The 13,820-nt window shown below is 63.3% G+C and carries 13 protein-coding genes; 6 read left to right on the top strand and 7 right to left on the bottom strand.

Annotated elements, in window-relative coordinates:
* Position 1: 1 nt before the first annotated feature.
* Positions 2-376: a MerR family transcriptional regulator gene (locus tag W823_RS39810; RefSeq protein WP_023956955.1), complete on the bottom strand. Its 375-nt coding sequence runs from the start codon at positions 374-376 to the stop codon at positions 2-4.
* A 52-nt stretch (positions 377-428) separates the two neighbouring features.
* On the opposite strand from W823_RS39810, the gene W823_RS39805 reads away from it, so the two are divergent.
* From W823_RS39805 to W823_RS59555, 5 genes are all read left to right on the top strand, one after another.
* The gene (locus W823_RS39805) at positions 429-926 is read left to right on the top strand and encodes a flavin reductase family protein (RefSeq protein ID WP_023956953.1); all 498 of its coding nucleotides are present in this window, start codon (positions 429-431) and stop codon (positions 924-926) included.
* Positions 927-949: 23 nt separating this feature from the next.
* On the top strand, positions 950-2,287 hold the full coding sequence (locus tag W823_RS39800) for an NtaA/DmoA family FMN-dependent monooxygenase (RefSeq protein WP_023956951.1): 1,338 nt from the start codon (positions 950-952) through the stop codon (positions 2,285-2,287).
* Between the two features lie 131 nt (positions 2,288-2,418).
* Positions 2,419-3,750: an NtaA/DmoA family FMN-dependent monooxygenase gene (locus W823_RS39795; RefSeq protein ID WP_023956949.1), complete on the top strand. Its 1,332-nt coding sequence runs from the start codon at positions 2,419-2,421 to the stop codon at positions 3,748-3,750.
* Between the two features lie 190 nt (positions 3,751-3,940).
* Entirely contained in the window at positions 3,941-4,867 is a 927-nt protein-coding gene (locus W823_RS59560; protein ID WP_369792599.1) for an MFS transporter, read from the top strand.
* Positions 4,867-5,415, top strand: a complete 549-nt coding sequence (locus W823_RS59555) for an MFS transporter (RefSeq protein WP_369792598.1) — start codon at positions 4,867-4,869, stop codon at positions 5,413-5,415. The genes W823_RS59560 and W823_RS59555 overlap by 1 nt, the downstream gene beginning before the upstream one ends.
* Positions 5,416-5,433: 18 nt before the next feature.
* On the opposite strand, the gene W823_RS39785 is transcribed toward W823_RS59555, so the two are convergent.
* The 3 genes from W823_RS39785 to W823_RS39775 form a co-directional block, all read right to left on the bottom strand.
* The gene (locus W823_RS39785) at positions 5,434-6,432 is read right to left on the bottom strand and encodes a D-glycerate dehydrogenase (protein WP_023956947.1); all 999 of its coding nucleotides are present in this window, start codon (positions 6,430-6,432) and stop codon (positions 5,434-5,436) included.
* 33 nt (positions 6,433-6,465) lie between these two features.
* Positions 6,466-7,626: a 3,4-dihydroxy-2-butanone-4-phosphate synthase gene (ribB, locus tag W823_RS39780; protein WP_152538030.1), complete on the bottom strand. Its 1,161-nt coding sequence runs from the start codon at positions 7,624-7,626 to the stop codon at positions 6,466-6,468.
* A gap of 207 nt (positions 7,627-7,833) precedes the next feature.
* On the bottom strand, positions 7,834-8,340 hold the full coding sequence (locus W823_RS39775) for a DoxX family protein (RefSeq protein WP_031331915.1): 507 nt from the start codon (positions 8,338-8,340) through the stop codon (positions 7,834-7,836).
* Between the two features lie 198 nt (positions 8,341-8,538).
* Here W823_RS39775 and W823_RS39770 point away from each other — a divergent pair, with 198 nt between their 5' ends.
* Positions 8,539-9,489, top strand: coding sequence for an enoyl-CoA hydratase/isomerase family protein (locus tag W823_RS39770; RefSeq protein WP_023956940.1), 951 nt, complete (start codon positions 8,539-8,541; stop codon positions 9,487-9,489).
* A gap of 18 nt (positions 9,490-9,507) precedes the next feature.
* Here the strand turns inward: W823_RS39770 and W823_RS39765 are convergent, their stop codons facing one another.
* The 3 genes from W823_RS39765 to W823_RS39755 form a co-directional block, all read right to left on the bottom strand.
* Positions 9,508-10,845: an amidohydrolase family protein gene (locus W823_RS39765; protein ID WP_023956938.1), complete on the bottom strand. Its 1,338-nt coding sequence runs from the start codon at positions 10,843-10,845 to the stop codon at positions 9,508-9,510.
* On the bottom strand, positions 10,839-12,038 hold the full coding sequence (locus W823_RS39760) for a CoA transferase (RefSeq protein ID WP_023956936.1): 1,200 nt from the start codon (positions 12,036-12,038) through the stop codon (positions 10,839-10,841). The genes W823_RS39765 and W823_RS39760 overlap by 7 nt, the downstream gene beginning before the upstream one ends.
* A gap of 191 nt (positions 12,039-12,229) precedes the next feature.
* The gene (locus W823_RS39755) at positions 12,230-13,699 is read right to left on the bottom strand and encodes a wax ester/triacylglycerol synthase domain-containing protein (protein ID WP_023956934.1); all 1,470 of its coding nucleotides are present in this window, start codon (positions 13,697-13,699) and stop codon (positions 12,230-12,232) included.
* Positions 13,700-13,820: the final 121 nt, after the last annotated feature.

Here is a 13,820-nt window from a genome sequence, read left to right as displayed (position 1 = left end):
GTCATGACGCCGGGTGCATCGCTTGGTCCATGGCGGCGATGTATCGGGTGAGGGCGTCGCGGTTCTGCTCGAGAAGAGCGACACGCTCGGTCATTGCGTCGCGCTGGTTGACCAGCATTTCGCGAAGATGGGGGTCGGGATCTCGCACGATGATTTCCTGCGGCTGGTTGAGGCAGGGGAGGATGTCACCGATGATGCGGGTGGGTACCCCGGAGTCGACTAGGCCGCTGATTTTCGTGACCCGGTCGACAAGGTAACCGTCGTAGTCCCTATACCCGTTCGCCAAGCGCTGAGGGGTGATAAGCCCCTGCTCCTCGTAGTAGCGCAACATGCGGGTTGCCACGCCGGTCTTTGCCGAGAGTTCACCGATCTTCATGACCTCAGCCTAGCTTGACATTGACACTATGTGAAGGTTTCAAGATGGGGCAATGCACAACAATTTCTTGTCATCCGAGCCTGTCACCGCGCACGAGATGCGTGGCGTGCTAGCCGGTTTCGCCACCGGCGTCGTCGTTGTTGCGGCCGAGGTCGAGGGCGCAGTGGTTGGACTCTCCGCCAATTCCTTCACCTCGGTCTCACTTGACCCACCTCTGGTGTCGATCTCGTTCGCGCACACGTCAACGAGTTGGCCTGTGTTGCGAGAAAACCCTCGTTGGGGGGTGAGCGTTCTGGGTGAGCAGCAGTCACATGTACTGCAGGAGTTACGCCTGCCGGCCCAGGAACGCTTCAGCCGGCTCGATATGCACGTCGAGTCCGGTGCTGCGTTCGTGGCAGGCGCTCTGGCGCGACTCACGGTGGAGCTCGACACCGAGGTCGACGCGGGCGACCACGCCTTGACGCTGTTGCGGGTTCTCGAGCTTGATCGCGACGCCGAGCAGCATCCCCTCATCTTTTTTGGCAGCGGCGTGCACCGCCTCGCCCGCTGACGCACGACGAAAGGACCACCACCATGACAGAAAAGAAGCTCATCCTCAGTACGGCACTGCATGACGGATCCGGGGCGTTGGCCAACGCTTGGCGGGCTCCGCAAGTCGCCCCCGGGAACTACGCCGACATCGAAGCAAGCATCCGTTACGCGCAAGCGGCCGAACGCGGTAAGTTCGCCTTCCTCTTCATCCCGGACTTTCCTGCGGTCAGGCCGGACATCGAGTACGCGGGCGTGCGTAACATCATCGACCCGATGATCTCCCTGACCGCCATAGCGCAGGCCACGTCGCGCATCGGGTTCGTGGCCACCGGTTCCACCACGTTCCAGGAGCCGTTCAACCACGCACGCCAATTCAAAGCGTTGGATGTCCTCAGCCATGGCCGCACGGGTTGGAATGCCGTCACCACGAGCGACCCGGCCGTTGCTGCCAATTATGGAAAGCCGGTCGCTGACCGCTCGGAACGCTATCAGCGTGCGCACGAGTCCATCCAAATCGTTCAGGCGCTCTGGGGCAGCTGGGAGAAAGACGCCTGGATCAAGAATCAGGCGTCGGGTGAGTACGTGGACGGCTCCAAACTGCGACCCATCAACATGCAAGGCACCTATGTCGCTTCACGCGGCCCACTTGCCATCCCTCCCTCCGAGCAGGGTCAGCCCGTGATCTTCTCCTCGGGGGGGCCTAGTCCTCACCTGCTGTCCCTCGCGGGTCGCTACGCCAGCGGGTTCATCGCCGAAGTCTGGACTATCGAGCAGGCCCAGGCACAGCGTCAGATGGTCAGGGATGCCGCTGAAGAGGCTGGCCGCGATCCCGATGAGATCAAGTATTTCGCGGGTCTGATGACCACCATTGCGCCCACCGTGCGCGAGGGTCTCGACCGTCGCATCGCGATCGTGGGGGAAGCACTCGAAGCACAGGTTCCCCATCTGGCGAACATGCTCGGTGTTCGTATCGACCGCGGACGGTTCGATCAGCCACTCACGTCCGAGCAGCTGTCCCGAGCTCATCCGTCGCAGGACCCGCGCGCCGGCATCGCTCTGGATGTCGCCCGTCAGGGCTGGACCGTTCGCGACATCCTCGCCCATGGAGTCATTGACTTCCACCCCACCGCGGTGGGTCCGGCCACCTCGCACGCCGATCACATGCAGGAGTGGTTCGAAGCGGGAGCAGCGGATGGTTTCTGGCTACAACCCGACATCTTCGAGGATGGCCTGGACGCCATCGTCGATGAGGTGGTTCCCCTGCTGCAGCAGCGCGGCATTTATCCACGCGACTATGAGGGCAACACTTTGCGCGAGAATCTCGGCGTCCCGGGGCAGTACGGTCTCGACCCTCGGGTCCTCGCGCGAGACGAGAACTAGCAGCGTCAAGTCGCTCACACTGAACCGAGACGTCAGTCGAAGACCGACTACGGGCAGGTTCTTGAAGGCGCTACTTCGCGCCGCATTCGAAGCGGACGAAAGCGCCCGCTGATTCTCACAAAGGATTCTTCGTGAACAACAAGCAAATGCTGCTCGGTGTCATGCTGGGTGATAGCTATGGTGTGCATCCTGGGGCGTGGCGAATGCCCGGCGTCGACGTCACCGCGCACACGAACTTCGACTTGCAGGTGGAGTACGCCCAGATCGCCGAAGGCGGCGGCTTTCAGTTCGCCTTTCTGCCCGACCGGGTCTTCCTACGGTCCGACTTGTCTGCCGGCCCGCCGGGGTTTTCCATTGATCCGATCCTCGCGCTGACAGCCCTGGCCCGCGGGACCACGCGGCTCGGGCTCGTCGGATCGGCGTCCACTTCATTGAACGAGCCATATAACCTGGCCCGTCAGCTCAAAGCGCTGGATGTCATCAGCAGAGGGCGCGCTGGGTGGAACGCCATTCCGACCTACGAACCAGAAGCATTCGCCAACTTCGGCAAGCAATTACCCCCGCGGGAGCACAAGTACGAACGCCTCCATGAAGTCATTCAGATCGTCCAAGCACTGTGGGGCAGTTGGGGACACGAGGCCGGCGAACCGGATCAGGCCGGCATGTTCGCGAACCCTGCCCACGTGCGCCCCATCAACATGCAAGGTCGGCACGTCGGTGCTCGCGGACCCCTACCCATCCCGCCATCACAACAGGGTCAACCTGTGATCTTCCAGCCTGCCAGCTCGGGGTATGGCCTGCAGGCGGCGGGCATGTACGCGGACGCGGTCGTAGGGATGCCTATGACCATCAAAGACAGTCGCGCCCAACGTGAAACCATTCGGCAGGCTGCTGCGGACGCCGGGCGCAACCCTGACGATGTGAAATACGTTCCCTTTGCAATGTTCGGCCTGGGCGCGACAGTCCGTGATGCCCTCGACAGGCGGCGCGCAATGGACGGCAAAGTGGACCAGGGTGAGCGGCTGGCGCACCTCGGCGCCGTTCTCGGGATGCGACTCGATCCCCAGCGATCTGACGATCCTCTCACCGAGGAGCAGCTGAGCGCCGCCCGCTCGAATCGTCTCGATCCACGTTCAGCTCGCACCCTCAAATTGGCCAGGCAAGGATGGTCTCCGCGCGACCTCATCGCGCACGGGGTGTTGGACCCCTCGCCTGGCGTGGTTGGCACACCAGTGCAAGCCGCCGATTTCCTCGAGGAGTGGTTTGATGCAGACGCGGTCGATGGCTTCATCATCTTGATCGACAACTATCGCGACGGGATCGCTGCCTTTGTGAACGAGGTCGTACCGATCCTGCAAGAGCGGGGACGGTTCCCGACGGGCTTCGAAGGCACCACGCTACGCGAGAACCTTGGCCTCCCTGCCCAATACGGCGTCAACCAGCGATTGATCCAGGACCACTAGTGTCTACGCAGAGCGTGTTCAACACCACGACGGCAGGCTCTGCCGATATGTGATCGCGGTTGAGGTTTGCCCGCCGCCATGCAATTGCGTCACCGAAGATCTATCGGTGATCGCGGAGGTAATCCTCATGAGAAACATGTAGGGTGGCGCGATGTGGAGTGTTCGCTCCGGCTGGAGTCAGGGGGCCTCAATGTCATCCGTGCGCGGCCGGACGCACCACCTGATCACGTTCTTCGTTCTCGCGGTCGCCGTTGCGGCCTTTGCGATGCTGCAGTCCATGGTGGTGCCCGTACTGCCCACCATTGAGGTGGAGCTGAGTACCAACCAGACCAACGTGACGTGGGTTCTGACCGCGTATCTACTGTCGGCCTCCATCTTCACGCCGATCGTGGGACGACTCGGAGACATGTACGGCAAAAAGCGCATGGTGGTGGTCGCGCTCGTCGCGCTTGCTGTCGGTTCACTGCTTGCGGCGCTGGCGTCGACCTTGGCGATCATGATCCTCGCTCGGGTCGTTCAGGGAATCAGCGGCGGGATGCTGCCACTGACATTCGGGATAATCCGCGACGAGTTCCCGAAGACCAAGGTCTCTGGCGCAATCGGTTTGACCGCCGCTTTGCTCTCGGTCGGCTCCGGAGCCGGCATCGTGTTGGCCGGTCCGATCGTCGAGATCCTCGGTTATCACTGGCTGTTTTGGATCCCCCTGATCATCACCAGCCTCGCGGGCGTAGCCGCATTCGTACTCATCCCCGAGTCTCCGACAAAAACGTACGGAAAAATCAACTGGCTGAACGCCTTCCTGCTGTCGTCGTGGCTCGTTGCGCTGCTGCTTGCGGTCAGTCAGTCCCCTAGCTGGGGCTGGGGTTCGGCGAAGGTAGTCAGCCTGCTGGTGGTCGCGGTGGTCGTCGCGGGGGTGTGGATGGTCGTAGAAGCTCGATCGGCCAATCCCCTGATCGACATGAAGATGATGCGCATTCGTGGTGTGTGGGCGGCCAACCTCATTGCGCTTTTGATGGGCTTCGGCATTTTTGCGAGCTTCGGGTTCATCCCGCAGTTTCTGCAGACACCGGTCGCCTCCGGATACGGATTCGGCGTCACCGTAACGGAGTCAGGCTGATGCTCCTACCGAACGCGGTGGCGATGTTCGTTGTCGGAGTGTTTTCCGGCCGCCTTGCCGCGCGATGGGGTTCTAAGAACCTCTTGGTGATCGGGTCCCTGACCGCGGCGGCGAGTCACTTCATGATGGCCTTTCTGCATTCGTCGGACATCGACATCTATTTGGCCACCGCGGTATCAGGACTCGGCTTCGGGTTGGTGTTCAGCGCGATGGCCAACGTTGTGGTGGCTTCGGTGATGCCAGAGCAGACTGGCGTCGCCGCCGGTATGAATGCCAACATCCGAACCATCGGGGGCTCGTTCGGCGCGGCCTGCATGGCCAGTGTCGTCGCCATCGGAACGTCGTCATCGGCTGTGCCTGTCGAGTCGGGGTACACCTATGGGTTCGCCATGCTGGGCGCTGCAGCCGTGTTGGCCGCGATCGCGGCGTTGTTCGTTCCTGCTGTCAAACGGGAAACGACCTCGCGTGGGAACGACCTTGCGGGCATCCCGAAGCGCGAACCCCCCGTGGTCGCCCCACACAGCCACTCGGGTGGTCAAGCACAATGAAATCCACCGCCGTCCTGGTTACCGTCGTTCCACCCACGCCTCTGGGTTCACCGGGTGCGGCGGAACATCTCGACGTGCCATCGCGATCGCGTTCAGCGCGCACAGTTCGGCCATCTTCGCTCGCACGGCCACGGTGGCGCTCCCCAGATGCGGAAGCAGAACCGTGTTGGCCTGGTCGACGAGCCCCGGTGCCAGCGAAGGCTCGTCTTCGTAAACGTCGAGTCCGGCACCCGAGATAACACCGTCGCGCAAAGCACCCACTAATGCGTTCTCGTCAACGACTGGACCCCGAGCGGTGTTCACCAGAATCGCGTTCGGCTTCATTCGCGCCAGCACTTCTCGATCGATCAGGTGGTGTGTCGACGCCGCCGACGGGACGTGTATAGACACGAAGTCGGACGTTTCGATCAACTCATCGAAAGACATCCGGAGGCCGAGCACGGGATCCACGTCGACCCCGGGTTGAATCTCGTCGTGCCGGCCCCTGGCCGAGCAGTGCCGGATCGTCATGTCGAACCCCCGGGCACGGCGCGCCGTGGCGGCAGCTATGCGACCTGATCCGATCAGGCCGAGTGTCGCACCTGTTACATCGTTGCCGAGCAAAAGATTCGGCGACCAGCCGGAGAATTCCCCTCGGCGGAGGAATCCGTCGGCCTCGACACAACGTCGAGCGGTAGCCAGGATAAGCAGCATCGTGATATCCGCCGTGGGCGCGGTCAGCACCCCGGGGGTGTTTCCGACCATGATTCCCCGAGCGGTGGCGGCGGCGATGTCGATGTTGTCGAATCCCACAGCGTAGTTTGAGATTCCGTCGATTCGTGCGTGTGCGAGCTGCTCGGCGCCGAGGCGATCGGTGAGCTGCGACAGCAAAACCGAGTACGTTCCCGACTCGCATGCGGCCGCAAGCTCGTCCGGGGTGTGATCGTGTTCCCATACCGTGACCGATCCCGCAGCGGCGAGTAGGTCCTTGGCGGGATCCGGTAGCGGGGTTGTGACGAGAAAGCGCGGAGTACTCACAAGCTCACTTCCGTAGTTGTTGGCCGACTCTTGTCACAGAGGAACTGTGTCAAGGACTTGTGAATGGGTTCGTTGAGCGAAATGTTGACCGCCGCCCGCACCGTCGACGACATCGACAGCCCCATCGCGCAAAGCCCCAGTCAGGTCGCTGTTGTCTGTCATAAGCCGCACTGACACCACGCCGAGCCCCCGTAGCATCAGAGCGGCAACGTCCGCTGACTGAGCTCGGCTGATATTTGGTTCGCACCCTTCGTTCCCGCTCGCTCTCGACGGCTCGCGGTCGGCGTCCAATGGATGAGTGTCGGGTTTTCGCCGCACGTAGATAACCACACCCAGATCTCCGGCACCCAGTCTTTCGAGGGCGGTTGTCAACGCTGTCCTGCAGGAACACTCGCTCGAACCGAACACGTCACCGATGACACATTCGGAGTGAACCCATGTCGGAACTGCGCTCTGGCCCCCCACATCCCCTCTCACGACAGCCATGTGATCAGTCTTGTTGACACTGTCGAAAAACCCGACAGCAGTGAATATTCCATGTGGCGTCGGCAATCGGGTGACCGCGCCGCGTTTGACGAGAGTTTCGTGACGGCGCCGGTACCGCACCAACGAATCAATGGAAACAAGGCATAGCCCGTGTGCGTCTGCGAAGACTCGCAGTTCGGCACCTCGCTTCATCGTTCCGTCGTCGTTGACCAACTCGACGAGCACGCCCACCGGAGCCAATCCTGCCAACTTCATGAGATCAACGGTGGCTTCGGTATGGCCGCGGCGCGTCAGTACGCCGCCAGGACGACTTCGCAACGCGAAGACATGTCCTGGCCGTCGCAGATCAGCTGCCACCGATTCTGGATTCGCAAGGACTCTCGCGGTTCGAGCCCGATCCGCGGCCGAGATGCCCGTCGTCACTCCGTCTGTGGCGTCGACCGAAACGGTGAATGCCGTCCCCATGGAGTCTCGGTTGTCGTGGACCATCGTTGGTATCTGCAGCCGGTCCAGATCGTGCCCCTCCATGGGTACACAGATGACGCCACTCGAGTGCCGAACCGCGAAGGCCATGAGATGCGTCGTTGCTGACTCGGCTGCGAATACAATATCGCCTTCGTTCTTGCGACCAACGTCGTCGACCACTATGACGGGACGTCCCGCCGCTAGATCGGCGATCGCTTTGTCGATCTCGTCGAATCTGAACATGGCTGTCTCGACTTCCCGCACTTGAGCGCACATACGCCTTCTTAAGGCGAAGGGTATTCCTCATGAGGTTAAAGGTGATGTGCGTCGCAGGCAAGGCCCGGTTCGGCAGCCGGCGTCGCGTGCTGTACGAGCGCAAGGGCGGCGTACCTCGGTACAACAGCTCTCAAGGGGAGAAAGGGCGCTACCGGAGGTCTGGCGGGCAAACCGCTACGGGCGGTGAAAAGCGGCAAGTTGGACGCCGGCAGCGCCCAGGCCTACGCCCGCGGCAAGAGCGGCGGCCTGGTTCGGGGAGAGTTTCGTGTCCAGTCCCAGGGAGCGGTCGATGCTCCAGCGTCCCGGTCCGAGTGCGGCGAGGGCCAAGGCGGCCACCGAGAGGTTCGCAACATATTCCCAGCCCTCGGAGGTGATGAAGAAGCCGTTCGGCAGGTGCACCGAACGTGCTGCGACAGCCATCGTGCCCACTACAGCCGCCGAAGCAAGCGGAGTTCCGGCCCCGGCGACGATGGCGACACCCGCACCCACCTCGACCACGGCACTTGCGCGAGCTTGAAGCTTGGGTTGTTTGAATCCGATGCTCCCGAACCACCCGGCGGTGCCCTCGATGCTGCGGCCGTGTTTGAGGCCGTGGGCGATCATCGTTCCGCCAACTGCAGCGCGCAGCAGCAACCGCACTGCAGTGCAATCGGCCTTCGGCGAGTTAGTTATGAGTGCCATGTCTTTGAGCCTTCCAAGATGGAACTTGAAACCAATGATGTTCGGTCCGAGAGGAATTCGCAGTCACCACGGTCAGAGGGTGGACGTTCACAGTGTAGCCAGGGCGTCGGGTGAGCTTGGGGTCGAGGGCTGTCGGTGATTGACGGCTGCTGTTGATGGGTTCGCGCCGGCCACGGTTGAAGCGGTACATGTGTAGGTGTGGAAGTTGTCGATGTGCTCTGTGCCGACGAGTCGGCCCCCCATGGTGCGTTGCCTGGGGTGGTCATCGGTGTGTGTCGCGCGTCAGCCTGGCCTGATGCGAGTGAGGGGTGGCTCGATCACGCAACGGTGACGCTGACCGAACATGAGACCGCCGATCGGCGTTTGGTGCGGGTCGAGTCCATCGATTCAGTGCTCGCGGAGATCACGGCGAATGTGACGCGCCATCCGGTGGCGGCGGCGGTGTGCGATGACGTGTTGCGGGCTGCGGCAGGTCGGGAGAGCACTGTGGCGGGGTTGGTGACGGAGTCGCTGGCCTATTCAACGTTGCAGGCCGGCCCGGAGTTCAGGGGTTGGTTGGCCGATCAGGGTCCGCGCGTGACGCATTCGCAGGACGATGCGGTTCTCCTCGATCGGGAGGGGTCGTCGCTGACGATCACGTTCAACCGCCCGACTCGCCACAACGCGTTCAGTAACGCGTTGCGAGCAGGCCTGATCAAAGGGTTGACCGTCGCGTTGGCTGATCCGACGATTGACGCGGTGACGTTGGCGGGTAGTGGTCGATCCTTCTGTAGCGGAGGCGATCTCGCGGAGTTTGGGACGTTCGGCGATCCCGCACACTCGCACCTGGCCAGGACCCGTCACAGCCCCGGGCTGCTCCTGGACTTGGTGGCCGGCAAGTTTGGCGCGAGATTCGGTGTCCGTGCGCAAGGGGCCGTGTTGGGGAGCGGTTTGGAGATGGCAGCGTTCAGCAGTGCAGTCGATGCTTACCCCGATTCCGTGTTCGGTTTGCCGGAGTTGACGCTGGGGTTGATCCCGGGCGCCGGTGGGACGGTGAGCCTTCCCCGCCGAATCGGTCGGTGGCGCACCGCATTTCTGGTGCTGAGCGGTCGAAAGATTGACGCGCCCACGGCATTGGACTGGGGCGTGATCGACACCATCATCACTTGAACCCCTGTGGGTCCCGCGTCAGCTGCGCTGGTAGACGATTCCGCCGATCATGGTGGCACAGACGAGTTCTGCGGTGAGTTCGGCGAGTACGACGTCGGGCGACGCAGACAACATGGTGATGTCGGCACGGGCGCCCGGGGACAGCGTTCGGAGTGTGGCGGGGGAGTGGGGTTCGCCGAGAAACAACTCGAGTGCAGTGCGCGCCGGTACACGTTCGGTGGGGCCAAGTGTGGTGCCCGAGATCGTGGCGCGGTCGCGGGCCGCGCGCATGCAGGCCCAGGGATCGAGGTCGCCGAAGGGGGCATCGGTGCTGCCGGCCACTGCTACTCCGGCGCCTTGCAGACTGGCCAATCGCCAGAGCTGCGGCAGGTCTGCGGCGGGGATGTCCTGCAGATACTGTTCTGCGCGTTCGGCGATGAAGTTCGGCTGAGTCACGACGGTGACTCCCAGGTCGACCAACTCACTGATCATGTCGTCGGGCACCATGGCGGCGTGTTCGATCCGGTCGCCTTTGGTCGGTCCGGCCGTGCGAAGCGCCGCGACAGCAACCACCAGTTGCGCCACAGTGACGCAATGCATCGCCACCGGTGTTCGGCCGGCGTGGACGTCGGTGATCCAGTGGATGAGGGCGTCGAGGTCGAGGGTGTCGTCGTCGAGAATGCGTTTGCGGGGGCCGAATTGCAGTGTGTCGTGGCCGCTGTCGGCGGAGAGAACCAGAACCCGTTGGCGCAATCGGCCGCTGCGGCGGGCCTGGTCGAACGCGTCGAGCTCGGCGGCCGTGAGGTCCGGGGTCGCTTCGGTTACCCCGGCCACCCCGTACGACGTCAGTTGTGCGCTGATGAGACCAAAATCTACCGGTGTGGAGACTAGTGCCGCGGCCACATCGGTGTCTTGTCTGAACAACCGGCCGGTCGGATGGTCGGGCCTTTTGAGGGCGGCAAGCCCGGCCGAGTTGATGATCCACAGGGCGCCGCTGCGATGTTGCACCCTCAGCGGCACCGACGGTAGCAGCGCGTCGAGTTGGTAGCGGTCGAGGTGGCCGGCGACGCTGTCGTGGTAGCCGACAGCGCGGATCCAGCCGTCGGCACCGGGGGTGGCCGCACGTAGTACGCGAGCCAACGCGTCGCGGTCGTTGACCTTCGGCGGACCGACCTGAAGTGAGGTAGCCGCGGCGATCGCCGCCCGCAGGTGCAGGTGATGATCGTGTAACGCCGGAATCACCGTGCCGCCGGCGATATCGATCACCTCCTCGCCGGGGCGGGGGGTGAGGTGGTCGTCGACCTCGGTGATGAGCGCGGCGTCGGTGCGAACGGTCAGTGGTTTCCCCGTGATCGCGTGGGCGCCGATGATCAGCACGGGTTGCCCCGGCGGTTGTCGATGAGCTGAGTGATCCAGTGCGTGTCAACGACATCGCGCGCGATCCGGCTGATCTGTGGTGTGGGTGGCGGTTGAACTGCAATGTCTGTGAGGTCTGTGTCAGGTGGTAGCGGCGGTATAGCTGCGTAGCGGGCCGCGACCCCGGCCATGGCGATGTCGAGTATTTCGCCGCCGCCGCGGCTCAGTGCCTCGAGGACGGCGCGGGCGGCCTCGAGCCCGGTCAGTGGGTCGGCGATGGCGTCTGCGCAGAACACCGGGCCACCAGGGCTGGCGCCGACCAATCCGCCGGCGACAGCGGCGTCGTCACCGAACGCGACACGGCCCCCGGTGTCCGGGCCAGAGCCGTAACCGGTGATTTTCACCCATACCCGTCCAGGCCGGGGGACTCTGGTGGATGCGTTCAGCCCGGCTTGTTCGAGCGCGCGCGGGCGGGATGCTTCGATGACGACATCGGCGACGTCGAGCAACCCCGCCAACGCCGCCGACTGGTCGGTCAGTGGCGATGAGAAGAACAGTTTGCCGCCGTTCATCCACTTGAAGAAGTCGGGGTTGCCGTACCGGGCCCCGTCGGGGCGGTCGGGGCTTTCAACCTTGATGACAGTGGCGCCGAGACCACGCAGAAGCTGCCCGCATAGCGGCCCGGCCCACATCGCGGACAGGTCGACCACCAACAGATCGGCACCAACCGGACGCGGTGCACAGGTGGGCCACAGTTGTTGTCTGACAACCGCTTCTCCGGCATGTGAGGCAAGTACGGAACACGGCAACCCCAGTAGTCGGCCGCGTTCCACCAAGCCCTCCGCAGTTCGATCGCCGGCCACATCGATGAGCATCCGCCAGGGGTCGACGATCGACTCGTCGGTCTCGAGCAATGCGCCCAGCATGTCGACGTCGGTGGGCCGCGCAAGCGTGAACGCACACCAGCCGTCCCGGCAACGAATCATTCGGGTGCCGCCGCCGGCCGAGGTGCGACCGGCGCGGGTATAGCCCGCCAGGCCCGCTCGACCGGCGATCAGAACGCCCGCTTCGACGCCAAAAGGTGCCGCCGTCTGCGCGGCGGCGTCCAGAACCGGCGCCCGGGTGAAATCCGGCGCTATATCGGGATCGCCTGTCAGAAAGGCCATTCCACTGCCGGCCCAACGCCGGGCCACATCCATCGCATCGCCCATCATGCCCCGATCAACTCAGACACTGTCTCGCCCGACAGTAGCCTGACCAGGACGGAGGGTAACCCTCGTGTCGGGTGGAACCGGCCCGAGAATCTGCCACTGTCGCAGCACCGTCATCAAGGGGAGTGGACGATGCTTCCTGCGCGTGGGCTTGCGGTACCCGCAGTCGGCTGAACGATGCCGGGTTCGTCGGCTCAGGCCGACGTGTTGTGGGCGGGTTCTGGTTGCGTGGCGGTGTGGTGGTCGTCCACGCCTTGTAGGGCGGCTCGGTGGTCGGTGTAGGTGGCGTGGAGGAGTTGTCGGTATCGGTCGAGGTCGGGCATGACCGAACGGTCTGCGGTGATGGAGATCGAGATGGTGTCGTCTCGGTTGGACGCTGCGTGGGCCAGGGTCGAGAGCGGGGTGAGTGGTTGGATGCCGAAGCCTTTGATGATGGGGTGCCCGAAGATGGTTTGTGACGGGTTCGGGTTGTAGACGTTGGACACGATGATGTTGGCGGTGGCCCGAGTGGGTGGGGGCCTGCGGGCGTGGCTGGAGGCTTGGCGGCGGGTGAGCCACCCGAGCATTCGTAGCAGGGCGGCGGGCGCTACTTCGAGGAGTGGAGCGGTGTCACTCGCCGTCAGTTGAGCGGCCCTGTTCTTTTCCTGGTTGCTGGACTCGGTGATGAGCCGCAGTCGGCGAACGGGATCTGGTTCGTTGATGGACAGGTCGATGACCAGGGGAGTGAACTGATTCGACCCACTGGTGGGTGCCTCGCGTCCGTTGTTGATCGCTCGGGTGGACATCGGTGCCAGGGCTGAGAGTGTCTGGGGGCGTTCATCGTGCTCGGCGAGGTACCGGGTGGCGGCGTCACCGATTACCGATAGCAGCACCGTGTTGACTGTGGCGCCGGGCACGCGGCGCTTCATGGCGCGAACTTCGTCGAGTTTCATCTCGTACATCGTGGTCGCGCGGGGTCCGGTGAATCCGGTGTTGAAACGCGTTGCGGGCCAGTGTTTGAGGGCTACCGAGTGTGCGCGTGGACGTGAGACGACGGTGTGGCCGAGTGCGAACAGAAACCGTATCCAAGTTAGTGGTAGACGCACACCGGCACGTACGAGGTGGGTGATCCAAGGGCGTTCACGGGCAGGAAAAAGGTGGTGAATGGTCTTGGTGGGGATCTTCTCGTTGCATATCGCGGACATCACGGCCGCCATCGACATCCCGTCGATCGCGGCGTGATGCAGACGCACGGCAACGACGGTGACCACACCACTGTTGTCGGGATGGTCGACGACGTCGGGAAGTACGTCCAGCGACCACAGGGGGCGGTCGGTCAGCACGGGTGCATCGGCTATCGATGACAGCGTCTGCTGTGCCGAGGACCAGGTCATCCCAGCGTTGTGGACGGTGATGTGGTCGTCGAGGTTCAGTTGGGCTTGTCGGGTCCAGTAGGGCGTCCCGATATCGCCGGGCAGCCGGACCAGCCGGGCAACGAACATGTCCGATGCCTTCAGTCGGGGCGTGATGTAGTCACGGACCTCATCGGCAGTGACGGCCAGCGGTCGGCCGTCGGTGGCGGCGATGACCATGCACGACAACACTGTCGACTCGGTGGCAGCACCGGTGAAATAGATGTACGCGGCGTCATGGGCGGACAGTTCACCCCACGTGTTGTCAACCATGACGACCCGTCCGGGTCGACGGACTCGACGGTTCCGGCCCTGACGCCGCGACTCTTGTATCAATCCACCACCGCATCTGTGAAGTATGGCGGAATCGAAAAGGGTTGACACAGCGATGGAT

Origin of the sequence: Williamsia sp. D3, assembly GCF_000506245.1 — a bacterium.
Taxonomy (GTDB): domain Bacteria; phylum Actinomycetota; class Actinomycetes; order Mycobacteriales; family Mycobacteriaceae; genus Williamsia; species Williamsia muralis.
The sequence above is the reverse complement of the archived record's forward strand: the minus strand, read 5'-3'. Positions and strand labels throughout refer to the sequence as shown.